General features: G+C 61.0%; 10 protein-coding genes and 1 riboswitch. Of the genes, 9 read left to right on the plus strand and 1 reads right to left on the minus strand.

Annotated features, from left to right (window positions below):
- Positions 1 to 38: 38 nt before the first annotated feature.
- The 9 genes from CQ018_RS04120 (at position 39) to CQ018_RS04160 (ending at position 11,868) form a co-directional block, all read left to right on the plus strand.
- A complete protein-coding gene (locus tag CQ018_RS04120) occupies positions 39 to 935 on the plus strand; it encodes a universal stress protein (protein ID WP_105548734.1) in 897 nt (298 codons plus the stop codon).
- Between the two features lie 19 nt (positions 936 to 954).
- A complete protein-coding gene (locus tag CQ018_RS04125; protein WP_181149726.1) occupies positions 955 to 2,475 on the plus strand; it encodes a PLP-dependent aminotransferase family protein in 1,521 nt (506 codons plus the stop codon).
- Between the two features lie 144 nt (positions 2,476 to 2,619).
- Positions 2,620 to 3,801 carry an alanine racemase gene (gene alr, locus CQ018_RS04130; RefSeq protein WP_105548736.1) on the plus strand — a complete coding sequence of 394 codons (1,182 nt, stop codon included), beginning with the start codon at positions 2,620 to 2,622 and terminating at the stop codon, positions 3,799 to 3,801.
- Between the two features lie 158 nt (positions 3,802 to 3,959).
- Positions 3,960 to 5,351, plus strand: coding sequence for an aspartate aminotransferase family protein (locus CQ018_RS04135; protein ID WP_105548737.1), 1,392 nt, complete (start codon positions 3,960 to 3,962; stop codon positions 5,349 to 5,351).
- Between the two features lie 21 nt (positions 5,352 to 5,372).
- Positions 5,373 to 6,386, plus strand: coding sequence for a phosphotransacetylase (locus tag CQ018_RS04140; RefSeq protein ID WP_105548738.1), 1,014 nt, complete (start codon positions 5,373 to 5,375; stop codon positions 6,384 to 6,386).
- 78 nt (positions 6,387 to 6,464) lie between these two features.
- The gene (locus CQ018_RS04145) at positions 6,465 to 8,027 is read left to right on the plus strand and encodes an APC family permease (RefSeq protein ID WP_219843990.1); all 1,563 of its coding nucleotides are present in this window, start codon (positions 6,465 to 6,467) and stop codon (positions 8,025 to 8,027) included.
- 458 nt (positions 8,028 to 8,485) lie between these two features.
- Positions 8,486 to 9,406, plus strand: a complete 921-nt coding sequence (locus tag CQ018_RS20220) for an NADP-dependent oxidoreductase (RefSeq protein WP_219843991.1) — start codon at positions 8,486 to 8,488, stop codon at positions 9,404 to 9,406.
- Positions 9,407 to 9,589: 183 nt separating this feature from the next.
- A riboswitch (TPP riboswitch) is annotated at positions 9,590 to 9,683 on the plus strand.
- A 71-nt stretch (positions 9,684 to 9,754) separates the two neighbouring features.
- Positions 9,755 to 10,519, plus strand: coding sequence for a 3-oxoacyl-ACP reductase (locus CQ018_RS04155; RefSeq protein ID WP_105548739.1), 765 nt, complete (start codon positions 9,755 to 9,757; stop codon positions 10,517 to 10,519).
- Between the two features lie 17 nt (positions 10,520 to 10,536).
- Complete coding sequence (locus tag CQ018_RS04160) at positions 10,537 to 11,868, plus strand: LLM class flavin-dependent oxidoreductase (protein WP_105548740.1); 1,332 nt, start codon at positions 10,537 to 10,539, stop codon at positions 11,866 to 11,868.
- Between the two features lie 248 nt (positions 11,869 to 12,116).
- Here the strand turns inward: CQ018_RS04160 and CQ018_RS04165 are convergent, their stop codons facing one another.
- Positions 12,117 to 13,844, minus strand: a complete 1,728-nt coding sequence (locus tag CQ018_RS04165; RefSeq protein WP_105548741.1) for a cobalt chelatase — start codon at positions 13,842 to 13,844, stop codon at positions 12,117 to 12,119.
- Positions 13,845 to 13,847: the final 3 nt, after the last annotated feature.

Here is a 13,847-nt window from a genome sequence, read left to right on the forward strand (position 1 = left end):
TTGCAGGCTTTCTGGTTTTCCGATGAGGAGCTCTAAGCATGAAATACGTAGTTGGATGTACCGAGGACAAACGCGGCCGGGAGGCAATTTCCCTGGCCTTGGCTCTTGCGAAATCTCTCGCCGCACCCATGCATGCAGAAATTGAGCTGGTACATATTATTCGTGGCGCAGAACCAAGCCATGCAATTTCCGCGTCCGAAAGGGCATACCAAGAATTCCAGCAGTTGGCAGCCCACAAATGGATGCAGCGAGCCTTAGCTCTGATACCCTCGGCCCTCACGGCTCGAATCCATCTCCGTTTCGCTGACTCAATGGCGCAGGGATTGCTCGAAGCCGTCACAGACTTCAAAGCTGACATGGTGATTATTGGTGCAGCAAGTACCGGGCCATTCAGACGCTTTACGGTGGGAAGTGTCGCCAACGCACTTTTGCATTCTTCTCCGATGCCGGTGGCACTTGCCCCATCCGGATATTTGCCGCCACGGGAAATCACACGAATCACCTGTGCCTTGGGTACGCGCACGGGCGCCGAATCCGTCCTGGAAGTGGCACTGGATTCGGCAGCGATTCGACATGTTCCATTGCGTTTGATCTCCTTGGTGGCATTGGATCGCGATCCGCACCACAGCGATGATCCAAACTGGGCGCGCACTCATGCGCAAAGGACACTGGACCATGCCGTGGCAGGAGTTGCCAGCCGAACTATAGTCACAGCCGATATTGCGCAGGGCCGATCTATTGAGGCGGCGATCGAGGCACTTGAATGGGATGAGTCCGAAATCGTCATGATTGGTTCCAGCCGGCTTGCCGAACGAAGCAGAATATTCCTTGGCTCGACAGCGAACAAGATGCTTAGGGCGCTACCGGTTCCGATGATCGTTGTACCCCGTTTCCACGTTCCAGTTCCTGCGGCTTCGAGCCTCGCCCATGGCTAAGGGGCAAGAAAATAGCGTGATGAAATCTGAGTCTGGGCAAGCCAAGCCCGCATTTTTTGCCACGGTAACCACACCAATCGCCGTATCCGAGGAGTCCGGCGAGCCTCTCTACCGCCAACTTCGCCAGGCACTGGAGCACCAGATTCATTCGGGCAGTCTCGTACCGGGGTTGCCGTTGCCCTCCTCCAGAGAGCTGGCAAGAGAACTTGGGCTTTCTCGCAACACGGTCAATACTGCATACCAGGAACTGCTGTCCTCTGGGGTGATCGAGTCCCGTGCCCGTCGTGGATATTTCATTAATACCCAGATGCTCACGCAAGGAAAACCAGCGAAGGAGTCAGCGCCAGAGAACCAATCAACAATCGATTGGTCAAGGCATATTCGCCCCCGACTCGATGCTGGAATGCCAGAAATTACCAAGGTGCGAGACTGGGCCAGCTACCCGTATCCATTTGTTGCGGGACAAGTAGACGAAAAGGACTTCCCGCGTCTGGGCTGGTCGCGTGCTCTGCGCGATGCACTTGATCCGCCACATCTCTTTTATTCATTGCGCGATTCAGTGGACGAGGATGATCCTTACCTGCTCGAAGTCTTGTGCAAGCGGGTGCTCCCTACCCGCGGGATCCATGCCAAGCCCGAAAATATTCTGGTTACTGCGGGGTCGCAACAAGGCCTTGATCTCTTGGCACAAACCATGATGGGCCAAGGCACGTGTGTGGGAGTAGAGAATCCGGGGTATGTCGATGCGCGACACACCTTTGTTCGTTCGGGCGCAACGCTAAACCCGCTGGCGGTTGATGAGCATGGATTGATTCCACCGGACAGCTTGGTGGGAACCGACGTGTTGTATCTGACCCCCAGTCATCACAGCCCCACAAATGTCACATTATCCGGGGCCCGCCGCAGACTAATACTAGATAACGCACGTAACGCGGGAACGCTGATCATCGAGGATGACTATGACAGCGAGTTCAGATACCGCGGAAAACCAACGCCCGCACTCAAAGCCCTCCCCGGCTCCGAATGCGTGATCTATCTTGGATCGTTCACCAAATTTCTAGCACCGGGTCTGCGCATGGGGTATCTCGTTGCGGATGCGGCGCTTGTTGCCGAACTACGTAATCAGCGTCGCTACAGGATTCGGCATATTGCCGGGCACCCGCAACGAGCCATGGCATTGTTGATTGATTCCGGTCAATATCATCGGACCATTTCCCGTCGTCGCACCCAGCTGCAACGCAAATGGCAGGTACTCACCACGGCACTGGAGGAGTTTGTGCCGTGGCCTATCCATTGCCCGCCCGGTGGTGTGAGTGTTTGGATCGAAGGCCCACGGGGGCTCGACTGCGTGAAACTGGCAGAGAAAGCTCTTGAGGCAGGGGTTGTCATCGAGCGCGGCGACGTATTTTTTGACCATCCGGAAGCCAATCGGAACTTTTTTAGGCTTGGTTTTGCTGCAATCAAACTCGACGCCATCAGGAGCGGGGTACAGGTTTTGGCAGGGGTTATCGAGGAAGTCTTGGCCGAAAACGCGGCTTGAGACGCTTTGCGCAGGCCTGGTCCCCGATATCCGGGACAAAACTGGATCTGTGCTCCGGGCCCGGGGTAAAGAACAGTTGCTGATAGGGGCATTGGTGTCCTTCCGGTGCCTAGTTCTGCCCGAAAAGCCGACAAAGGAGTCGCAATGAAACAGCCCGAAACCACCACACCACGCCGCGGAGTCGGACAGGAAGCGGCGACTAGGCAATTGCCCCAGCGCGCCGCACTCATTGACACCTTGGCCATCACCGCTAACGTCCGCGCATTACGCACGGTTGCCGGTCCGGCCAAATTACTTGCGGTGCTCAAGGCCGACGGCTACGGCCACGGCATCGTTCCCGCTGCCCAGGCCGCCCTCGCCGGGGGAGCGGACTATCTGGGGACAGCGGTGTTAGAGGAGGCATTTGCCGTCCGGGAAGCGGGGATCAGTGCACCACTTTTTTCGTGGTTGGCAGCTCCCGGGGCACCCTACGCCCGAGCCATCGACCTGGATATTGACCTTGCCGCGTATTCGGTAGATCAGCTCGAGGAGATTGCGCGGGCCGGGGTGCACGAGGGGAAAATTCCCCGCGTGCACCTCAAAATCGACACCGGTATGTGGCGTGGCGGTGCCGCACCCGCCGACTGGCCGCAATTGTGCGTCAGCGCATTGGCTCTTGAAGCGGCGGAGGAAATCAAGGTCGTGGGAATCTGGTCCCATTTGGCCTGCGCCGACGAACCCGGGCACCCCTCGGTCGCCGCCCAGCTTGCGGAATTCACCCGGGCCATCGACGTGGCACGGGATCTGGGGCTGGACCCCGAGTTATGCCATATCGCCAATTCCGCTGCCACGCTGGCCAGTCCCGCGGCCCATTTCGACATGGTGCGAACCGGCATCTCCGTCTACGGAATCAACCCGTTACCGGAGGAACTTCGAGCCGGACACCCGGAATTACGCCCCGCCATGACCCTGTGCGCAACTATCGCACACACCAAACGTGCGCCCGCCGGAGTGGGAGTTTCCTATGGGCACACCGAACACACCCATACCGAAACGACGCTGGCAGTGGTGCCGCTGGGGTACGCCGATGGAGTCTTCCGAAGCGCGAGTTCTCGGGGGCAGTTGCAGGTCGCCGGGCAACGCTTCCGGGTGCTGGGGCGGGTTTGCATGGATCAGTTCACCATTGACGTTGGCGAGAACCAGATTTCCGCGGGCGACAGAGCGGTGCTTTTTGGTCCGGGTGATTCCGGAGAGCCACACGTGGAGGCGTGGGCGGAGGCCGCCGACACGATTCCCTATGAGATTCTCACGCGCATTGGGTCCAGGGTGCCACGAATCTATCTCTAGACAAACATCTGGTACCAAAAAACACGTGCCAATTTGGGACTGTTTATGGGCCCAGCTCAAGGGCAGAGTGATATGCACCACACCGATTGATCGGGTTGGTGGGGGCCACGCATAGAACGCTGCGGAGCCCGACTAGAAAACTTTGAATGGAGGGTCTCGTGACCAACTCAGATATCCGCACTCGTGCACAGCGGCACCTCTACCCGCACTTCACCACCGGTCAGGTGTGGAACGACCCGAATCTTCCGATCATCGTCAAGGGCGAGGGAAGCTACCTCTTCGACGAGCAAGGCAACAAGTTCCTCGACGGCCTGGCCGGACTCTTCTGCGCCAACATCGGGCACGGTCGCCAGGACATTCCGAAGGCAGCGTACGAGCAGATGTCCAAGCTGGCCTACTGGACCAACTGGGGTTCGGCACACCCGGCAGCCGTCGACGCGGCCACCGCGATCGCAGAGCTGGCCCCCGGCGACCTGGACGTTGTGTTCTTCGTGAACTCGGGTTCCGAGGCAGTGGAATCGGCCATCAAGTTCGCCCGCCAGTACCACCGTGGTCAGGGTGAGCCCGAACGTACCAAGATCATCGCCCGCAATATGGCCTACCACGGCACCACCCTTGGCGCCCTGGCCGTCACCGGCATCCCGGCCTACAAGGAAGCCTTCGGGACCCTGATGCCCGGCGTCTTCCACGTCCCGAACACTCTGGGTGAGGTCATCCCGGAAGGCGGCAGCGCCGCGGACTTACCCTCCGTACAGGCCATCCGCGAGGTCATCGCCCGCGAAGGCGCACACACCATTGCCGCGCTCTTCGCCGAGCCGGTACAGAACTCCCGCGGCGCGCTGGTCCCGCCGATTGGCTACTGGCAGGAACTGCGCTCCATCTGCGACGAACACGGCATCCTGCTGGTCGCCGACGAGGTCATTACCGGATTCGGCCGCTTGGGCGAATGGTTCGGCAGCATCAAGTACGACGTGGTTCCGGACCTGATCACCTTTGCCAAGGGCTCCACCTCCGGTTACGCACCGCTAGGCGGCGTGATCATCCGCAAGCCGCTGGCCGACGCGATGCTCGCCTCCCCGCTGGCCGGGATCTTCACCCACGGCGCCACCTGGGGCGGGCACCCGGTCTCCACCGCGGTGGCCGTCGCCAACCTCACGGCGCTGAAGGAAGAGAATGTCGTGGGCAACGTGCGCAGCCTCGAGCCGTACTTCCAAAACGGCCTTGACCGCCTCGTTTCGGCGCACCCCAGCATCAAGGAATACCGCGGCACGGGCTTCTTCTACGCCATCGAACTCATGGGCAACCGCGAGACCGGCCGCGAGCTGACCGCAGAAGAATCCAAGTCGTTGCTCACCCAGGTGATGCCCCAGGCCATGCGCGAGGTCAACCTCATTACGCGTCCGGATAACCGCGGCGCCACCATGCTGGTGCTCTCCCCGCCGCTGGTCGCCGATCAGGATGTGCTCGATGACCTGCTGACCAAGGTTGATCACGTGATGAGCGCGGCCGACAGCTTCCTGAAGTCGCCCGCCGCCTTGGCGTCGGTCTAAGGCGCGAGGAGCAAGAAAACCATGACCATTGCACCGGTGAGGCCCTCGGGCGTCGATGAAAACATGCTGGCACGCTTTCTTGCTAGCACCACGGATGGCGCCCGGGGCCGCATCGTGCTGGCCGACGGCGAAGACCAGCGGGCAGTGGAAGCGGCAGTGGTGCTCAATTCCCTCGGGGTGGAGGTGATCTTGGTGGGGGAGCACGACGCGGTGGCCGCCATGGCGCAGCAACAGGGCATCTCACTCACCGCCGACACCACCATCATGGGTGTTGCCCAGCTGCACGACGGTCCCGCCGGAATGCTGCTGGCCGGCACATGCGCCGAGCTGGGTGCGGAAAAAACCGCCGGTTGGTTGGATGATCCGTTGTTCCTTGCCGTGGCCGCGGTGCCCGCCGGGCTTGCCGATGCTGTGGTGGCCGGGGCGACCCGACCCACCGCAGATGTCCTACGCGCCGCCCTGCGGCTGGTGGGCACCGCACCGGGCACCACCACGGTCTCCTCCTCGTTTTTGATGCGGCTGGCCGATGGCCGCTACGTGGGATACGGCGATTGCGCCGTCATCCCGGTCCCGGACGCCGGCCAACTGGCCGACATCGCGATATCCACCGCCGACACCTTTGCCACGCTCACCGGGCAGGAACCGGCCGTGGCCATGCTGTCCTTCTCCACCGCAGGCAGCGCCGAACACGAAACCGTTTCGGCGGTTCGCCAGGCAACAGGACTCGCCCGCACCCGGAACCCCGGGCTCAAGGTCGACGGCGAACTTCAGTTCGACGCCGCACTTCTTGAATCCGTGGCGGCTTCCAAGGCCCCGGCCTCGACGGTCGCCGGGCATGCCAATGTTTTCATTTTTCCGAACCTGGCAGCGGGCAACATCGGGTACAAGATCACCCAACGCCTCGCCGGTGCCCAAGCTTACGGCCCGATCCTCCAAGGATTGGCCGCACCCGTCAACGACCTGTCCCGCGGCGCCTGCGTTGCGGACATCGTCAACGTTTCACTGATCAGCATGATGCAATCTCAAAAATCTTGACCCAGAGCGGGATTCCCGCCCACGGACATGACTTCACATGGACGACGCAGACGCCGTCCACCGAGCAACGAGGTTTCAATGAAAGCGACAACAGAACAGTCGGCTTCACCCGCAACGGTGCCAGCCGGCATCGGCGGCGGCGTCGGCGAGCAGCCCGAACGCATGGCCAAAACCCTCAAGACCCACTGGGTTTGGGCCATTGCCCTCGGCTCGGCGGTGGGCTGGGGAGCCTTTATCCTGCCCACCGACTGGCTGGCCATGGGTGGCCCGCTCGGTGCAATCTCGGGCTTCCTGATTGGTGGAGCGTTGATGGTGCTGATCGCCGTCAGCTACGGGTTCTTGATCAAGACCTTCCCGGTCTCCGGCGGTGAACTTGCCTTTGCGCTGGTCGGCTTCGGACGGACCCACGCCTTCTTCTGCGGCTGGTTCCTCACCCTTGGCTACACCTGCATCGTGGCGCTGAATGCCTCGGCACTGGCCCTGCTCTTCCGCAAGCTCATGCCCGACGTGGTGCAGCAAGGCTACCTATATACGGTGGCCGGCTGGGACGTGTACATCGTCGAGGTACTTATCTCCATGGTTGCGCTTGCCGTCTTCGCCTACCTGAACATCCGCGGCACCGCGCTCTCCGGACGCATCCAGTTCATCGCCTGCGTGATCATGCTGATCGCCGTGGCCTGCATCCTGGTGGCAGTCATCGCCAGCCCGCAGGTCGTCTTCGCCAACGCACTGCCGGCCTTCCCCGAGGGAGTGAACCCGATCGCCGCCATCGCCGCCATCGTTGCCATCGCCCCGTGGGCCTTCATCGGCTTTGACAATGTGCCGCAGGCGGCCGAGGAATTCGACTTCCCGCCGTCCAAGGCCATGAAACTGATCGTGCTGGCGCTGCTTGCCGCGGCCCTGCTCTACGCGGCAATGATTGCCGCTGTCGCCATGGCCGCACCGTGGCAGGCGCTGGTCGCCGGGGATTCGGCCTGGGGCACCGCCGATGCGTTGACCGGCGTGATGGGTGGATCGGGCATGCTGCTGCTGACCATCGGCATCACCATGGGCGTGAGCACCGGCCTGAACGGTTTCTATGTCTCGGCCAGCCGCATCCTGCTGGGTATGGGCCGGGCGCAGATGGTTCCCAAGATGTTTGCTCGACTGCACCCGAAGTACAAGACCCCATACGTTGGCGTCATCTTTGTCGGCGCGGTCTGCCTGATCAGCCCGTGGTTCGGCCGTGCGGCACTGACTTGGGTGGTGGACATGAGCGCGGTCGGCGTGACGGTTGCCTACCTGTACACCTGCCTGTGTGCGTTCAAGATCTTCCGCACCACCAACTCCCCGGAGATTGCCGGCGACCTCGAGGGCACCCGTTCGACGTCCAAGAAGATCCTGAGCGCTCTGGGCGCGGTGACGGCACTGGTCTTCATGGCACTACTGCTGATTCCGGGTTCCCCGGGTGTGCTGGGCAAGGAATCGATGACGGCACTGGCCGTGTGGACCCTGCTGGGAGTCGTCTTCTTCCTGATGCGTCGCAAGCACAATAAGACGCTCTCCGACGAACAAGTAGACTTCCTGGTCTTGGGCGGTTCCCGCCCGGTGGAAACCAACTTCAAGGCGGCCCGCACCGCGGCGTCGCAGGCGACCAAGTGATAATCGAGGCTAGATAAAACATCTAGCACGTGTGGTGCATCTAGCCTTCAAATGCGGGCCGGATGCACCATGCTTTTTGTCACGCAGTCAAGCCAGGGCACCTCTGCTGAGGGTTGTATCGAGCCAGAATGGGCGTGGAACGCTCAAGATGTGAATTGTTCGGCCCGGCCCCCTCAACAGTAATTGCATTGTTGTTGAGGGGGCTAGTGTCATGCAAGAAGTTGTCCCCTGCAAGGTCAGTTAATCTGTTGGGTGCCATCCCCGCCCTAAAATCCGGCAACCAGCACCCGGCCGGGTCAATATCGGCCGACGAATTGATGATTCAGCGTCAGGAACGGGTAGCGGAATCTAGCAAACGTTCAGATGATGCCACATACTGGGGCTACGGCCTCACGTTGTTCGTAGCCGAGCGCGGGGTGTGTCTCGTCCGATCGTGATTGATGGAGAATATGCATGTCATGAAGGCATTCGTTATCCCTCGGCCCGGTGCGCCCACAGTTGAACTGGCCGAAGTGCCGGTTCCAAAGATCGACGATGCGGAATTGCTTGTGCGGATACGCGCAGTCGGCGTGGGGATCCACGATTCTTATTTCCTGCCTACCAATGCGACTTACCCCTATCCAATCGGCATTGAAGGCGCTGGCGTGATCGAACAGACTGGCCGCGGCGTCTTAGGCTATCGGCCGGGCGACCGGGTGACATTTGTCAGTTCAATGCAATCGAAGGGGGGCACCTGGGCTCAGTTCGTCGCTGTCAATGCCGACTCACTGATCATTCCGATTCCCGATGGTATTGACTTTCCTGAGGCCGCTGCCGTACCCGTTGCGGGAAACACGATTTTGCGGGCCTTTCGTGCGCTTGAGTTGATGCCGTCAGGCGGAACGCTGTTTATCGCCGGGGCCTCGGGGGCCATTGGCACGCTCGCCATTCAGATTGCGCGCAGGCGAGGTTGGCGGGTCGTGGCCTCGGCTTCGGCGCCCAACCATGCCTATCTGCTGTCGCTGGGTGCCGAAAAAGCTGTCGATTATCATGACCCGAATTGGGTCGAGCAGGTCCTTCAATGGATGCCAGACGGCTTCGATGCGGTTGTTGCGGTACAGCCCGGGACATCAAGCCAGAGCATGCAGCTGCTGAAGGACGCCGGCGCGCTGGTCACGATCTCAGGCGATGCCCTGATCTCCGAGCGAGGCGTGCGCATGAGCGGCGTTCCTTATCCGATGGACGTCCGTGATGAACTGGCGCAACTCCTGACCGATATCGCCGAAGGGGAGCTGCACGTGGAGCTCGAACGGGTATATCCGTTTGAGCAGGGCTTAGCCGCCTTGGCGAAGGTGCAGACGCGGCGCGCACGCGGTAAGCATGTCCTGCGACTTGAATGAGGCATCGCAGTGGAGCCGGTGTTTTCATCATCGACGCGGTAGTACCCCCCTGAGACCAGCAGGTGCAGAGGTTCGCTGGTTCGCTCGCCGACACGGTGCCCCGCGAATGCAGTGCGGATGCATTAACTGCTGACAGGTTCATGTTCTGCTTCCGGTATCTGATGTGGTGCTATGGTGTGCCTAGGACTCGACACGGGGTGCCGCTTGGCGGCTGAGAGATAGACCCGTTGAACCTGATCTCGATAATCCGAGCGAAGGGATGCCGGTCCGGCGTCAAGGTGTATCCACGTGTGGGTGCGTGTTTGATGGCGTTTTGGCATCCTTTCGCTTAACCGAAAGGTGCAGTAAATGCGTATCAAAGACCAGATTGTATTGATTACCGGTGCCGGACGAGGGCTGGGCTCGGAGATTGCCCGCTCGTTTGCCGGTGAGAGTGCCCGCGTGGTGCTGAACTATCGTGCGAGTGAAGAAGCCGCTCGCCAGCTTGCCGAGGAACTCGGCTCGGACCGTGTCTTGGCACTCCAAGCAGATGTCACCAACGCCGGCGAGGTGGCCGCCTTGGTGAAGGCCGCTACCGAACATTTCGGGTCTCCCATCACCACGTTGATTAATAATGCGCTGCCTGACTTCTCCTTCAATGGCGATTTGCGCTCCCGGGCGGAAGAGATTCACTTTGCGGAGTTCAATGCACAGTTCACCGGCGTGATTGGCGGAGCACTGAACACCATTCAGGCAGTGGTACCAGGAATGAAAGACGCCGGATTCGGGTCGATCGTGAATGTCGGTACCAACCTCTTCCAGCATCCGGTGGTCCCGTACCACGACTACACGGCGGCCAAGGCGGCATTGTTGGCGCTGACACGTACCTTTGCCAGCGATCTTGGTCCGGCGAACATCCGCGTGAATATGGTTTCCGGTGGATTGTTGCGCACCACGGATGCCTCGGCGGCAACCCCCGAAGCGGTCTTTGACCTGATCGCCAGCGGAACGCCACTACGCAAGGTCACCACTCCGGAAGAATTCGCCGACGCGGCGTTGTTCTTTGCCTCCACCTGGTCGCGGGCGGTGACGGGGCAAAACCTCGTCGTTGACGGCGGCCTGGTGATGAACTAGCGGCGAGGAGAGCCCACATGAGCATGCAGCGAACAATGCATATTAACGCCTTCCTTTTCGGGGCGGGACACCACACCATGGGATGGCGGCATCCCGATTCAAGCGCCCAACGCGTCGGCGAGATCTCCTATTACGAGGAACTGGCGGTGCTGGCCGAGAGCGGGTGCCTGGATGCGATCTTTTTTGCCGACGGGCACAGCATCAACAGGGACTATTCGGCCGGCATCCCCTGGCTGCTCGAACCGATCACCATGCTTAGCGCCATTGCCCGCAGCACCACGCATATTGGGCTGGTCACCACCGTCTCCTCAAGCTTCTATACGCCCTTTCACGCAGCCAGACTGGTGGCCTCATTGGACCAGATCAGTGGCGGACGCGCCGGAATCAACGTGGTGACCTCCATGTTCGACGCCGAGGCTAGAAATCACGGATTCTCGGCGTTGCCCGCGCATGCTCAACGCTATGAACGGGCCGAAGAATTTGTGGAGGTCATCAAGCAACTCTGGGATTCGTGGTCCGATGAGGCCCTGCCCATGGACAAGGAACGAGGCTGTTTCCTTGACCCCGAGCAAATTCGACCCATCAACCATGCCGGCAAGTACTTCTCGGTCGACGGGCCGTTGACGGTACCCCGCTCTGTGCAGGGCCAACCGGTGCTCTTTCAAGCGGGTTCCTCGGAAACGGGCAGGGCCTTTGCCGCCAAATATGCCGAAGCCATCTATTCGGTCGCATGGGATCGCGAATCTGCCCTCGAATTTGCGGCGGACATGCGCAGGCGGGCGCGCGCCTCGGGCAGGGCGGAGTCACCGATGCCGATCCTGCCCGGTCTGGTGACCTATGTGGCGCCCACGCGGGCCGCGGCCTTCGAGAAGAAGCGTGCCCTCGATGCGTACCTGGATATCGATGCGGCAATTGCCCAGCTGAACATCTTTACGGGACAGGACTACCGTGGCCACGGGCTGGATGAACCGGTCCAGGAGCTGCCCCCGGCCACTACCTTTGCCGGACCGCAGGGGCGGTACCAGACGGTGCAACGTATCATCGGGACGATGCAACCGACGCTGCGTGAACTTCTCGGATTCCTGGCAGCCGGGGGAGGACACGCAACGATGATTGGCACTCCCACCGAAGTTGCCGATGAAATTCAACAATGGTTTGAATCCGGTGCCTGTGACGGGTTCAACCTGATGTGCCCGAGCTATCCGCACTCGCTACAAGACTTTGTGGAGCTTGTGGTTCCGATCCTGCAAGAACGTGGACTCTTCCGTAGCGAATACCCGGGCACCACCTTGCGCGAAAGCTTGGGATTGATTCGTCCAACGATCAAGGAATCGGTGGCGGCACAGTAACGCGGACGTGGAAGGGGGGGCAAAGATTGCATTGGCTCCCCTTCCAGATACTGACGCATTCTGGGTTCTACTTCCGGTTACTCGTTTGGTCGCTGGGGGCCGCTAGAGTCGAATCAGACGATTGCGTTGCTTCGTCGTTCTGCTCCAACTGATGGCCTTCCTCATCGTGACGCTGGTGCCAGCAAGTGATTTCTGGCCCATTGGATCTCGAACCGCGGGACACCAAAAATTTCAGTGTCAATGCGCACTTAGCGGCGGCCACGCAGCGATCGTTCAAGCAATCCCAATAGGTCGCGGACGGATTCCGAACCGCCCAAGCGGTCCTTGTTGAGGATCAGGTTGCGTCCGAAATACGGGCTCATGTCCAGCCCCAATCCCAAGCCGGCGATGCCGATTTCTCCCGCGGCCTCGATGCCTCGAACCACCTGTCCGAGGTCGTGCTGCAGGTAGTTTTCATCGTTTGCGGTGGCCGTTGCCCCGTCGGCTGGGCTGCCATCGGAAATGACTATGAGGATCTTGCGTTCTTCCTCGCGCTTGGCCAAACGGGACATGGCCCAGCGCACGGCCTCTCCGTCAACGCCCTCCCGGTACAGGGTCTGTTTCAGCATGGCGGACAGGCCAGCGCGGCCGGTGCGCCAGGAAGTTTCGGCGTCCTTGAAGATCAGATGGTTTAACTCGTTGAGCCGTCCGGGATTTGCTGGTGTGCCGGAGCGTCTCCAGTCCTTCAGCGCGCGTCCGCCGTTCCATGCCCCGGTGGTGTAGCCCAGGACCTCGCAGGGAACCTCGATGCGTTCGAGCGCCCGCACCAACACGTCGAGGAAGGCGGCGAGCCCCTCGGAGTGCTGTTTCATGGAGCCCGAGCAATCAACCAGAAACGTGAGTGTTGCCGCTGCCCGGGGCTCGAATCGTCGGGTCTTGAAGAGCCGGCGTTCGACGGGGGAAGCGATAAGTTGGGTCAGCCGAGAGCCATCTAGGATGCCCTCCTCGGCGCCGGAATCGAAGCCGGAGTCCTCGGGTACGCAGAGTAGTGCCTGCAGACGCTTGGCCAACAACTGCACATTGACGGCTTCGGTATGCACGCGTTCGGCAATACGTTGACGGTATCCGGGTAGCAAGTCCTTGCGCACCAACGAGGCAGCCGTACGTTCCTTGTCGTAGGCCCTGGTGAAAACCTTGTAGCCCTGGGTGGAATTGGTGAGCGAGGTGCTGGTTCCGGAGGTCGCGGTGCCAATCATCGAGGCCTCGTTCTCCACATCTAACAGAAGATCGAAGGCCGCTTCCCTGAGCTTGTCCGTTTTCGGTTTTGCCGCGGGCTTGTACCGGGATTCGAGCGCCTGAACATTTTGGGCCGCAAGCTCGGCCACCTCCAGGGCTGCCACGGCAAAAGCGGCCTGGTCCTGCCGGTTCCGACGCAGTGCTGGAAGCAACTGCCCGAGCGACCCGGCGAGGTTGGCCCGGGCGGATTCGATCATGTCTTCGGATTCTTCAACGACCGGTTCGCCGGTGATCCGCGAGCGGGTGACCTGGATGATGGTGTAGATCAGCATGCCCAGCGCGGTCTCGGTGAGTCCGGAAGCTAGGTATTCCTTGGACCAGGTTTCGTGGCGCAAGCGCAGGTTGGCGCACACCCCGGGCAGCTCGGCCAGGGATTCGCACCGGAATTGTTCGAGCACCTCGAATACCAGCCGGGCGCTGGGGGAATCCGGCATGGCGGCGCGGTGCGCCGCGGCGTCGGAGTGCAGTACGCGCAGCGCCATGCCGTCGCTGGCGCCCCTGAAGGATTCGAAGGAAGCCGATTCGGCGGGCGGGTAGAGGTGCGGTGCGTTCAGTGGCAGGATGCCGGTTCCGCGGTACACGTGCTTGCCCAACAGGTCCAGGCCCGGGTCCCGGCTCAGCGCGCGCAGGCTTGCGGCGCACAGCTGGCGGATTTCCTGGACCCGGCGCTCGGAGGCGACTTGCGCACCGGTGGCGCCCATGTC

The sequence above is a fragment of the Arthrobacter sp. MYb227 genome, assembly GCF_002975435.1.
GTDB lineage: Bacteria > Actinomycetota > Actinomycetes > Actinomycetales > Micrococcaceae > Paeniglutamicibacter.

What these genes read in the sequence shown, in the direction of transcription:
- CQ018_RS04120 (WP_105548734.1), top strand. Translation starts at nt 39, where the DNA reads ATGAAATACGTAGTTGGATGTACCGAGGACAAACGCGGCCGGGAGGCA.
- CQ018_RS04125 (WP_181149726.1), top strand. Translation starts at nt 955, where the DNA reads ATGAAATCTGAGTCTGGGCAAGCCAAGCCCGCATTTTTTGCCACGGTA.
- alr (WP_105548736.1), top strand. Translation starts at nt 2,620, where the DNA reads ATGAAACAGCCCGAAACCACCACACCACGCCGCGGAGTCGGACAGGAA.
- CQ018_RS04140 (WP_105548738.1), top strand. Translation starts at nt 5,373, where the DNA reads ATGACCATTGCACCGGTGAGGCCCTCGGGCGTCGATGAAAACATGCTG.
- CQ018_RS04145 (WP_219843990.1), top strand. Translation starts at nt 6,465, where the DNA reads ATGAAAGCGACAACAGAACAGTCGGCTTCACCCGCAACGGTGCCAGCC.
- CQ018_RS20220 (WP_219843991.1), top strand. Translation starts at nt 8,486, where the DNA reads ATGAAGGCATTCGTTATCCCTCGGCCCGGTGCGCCCACAGTTGAACTG.
- CQ018_RS04155 (WP_105548739.1), top strand. Translation starts at nt 9,755, where the DNA reads ATGCGTATCAAAGACCAGATTGTATTGATTACCGGTGCCGGACGAGGG.
- CQ018_RS04160 (WP_105548740.1), top strand. Translation starts at nt 10,537, where the DNA reads ATGAGCATGCAGCGAACAATGCATATTAACGCCTTCCTTTTCGGGGCG.
- CQ018_RS04165 (WP_105548741.1), bottom strand. Translation starts at nt 13,844, where the DNA reads ATGGGCGCCACCGGTGCGCAAGTCGCCTCCGAGCGCCGGGTCCAGGAA.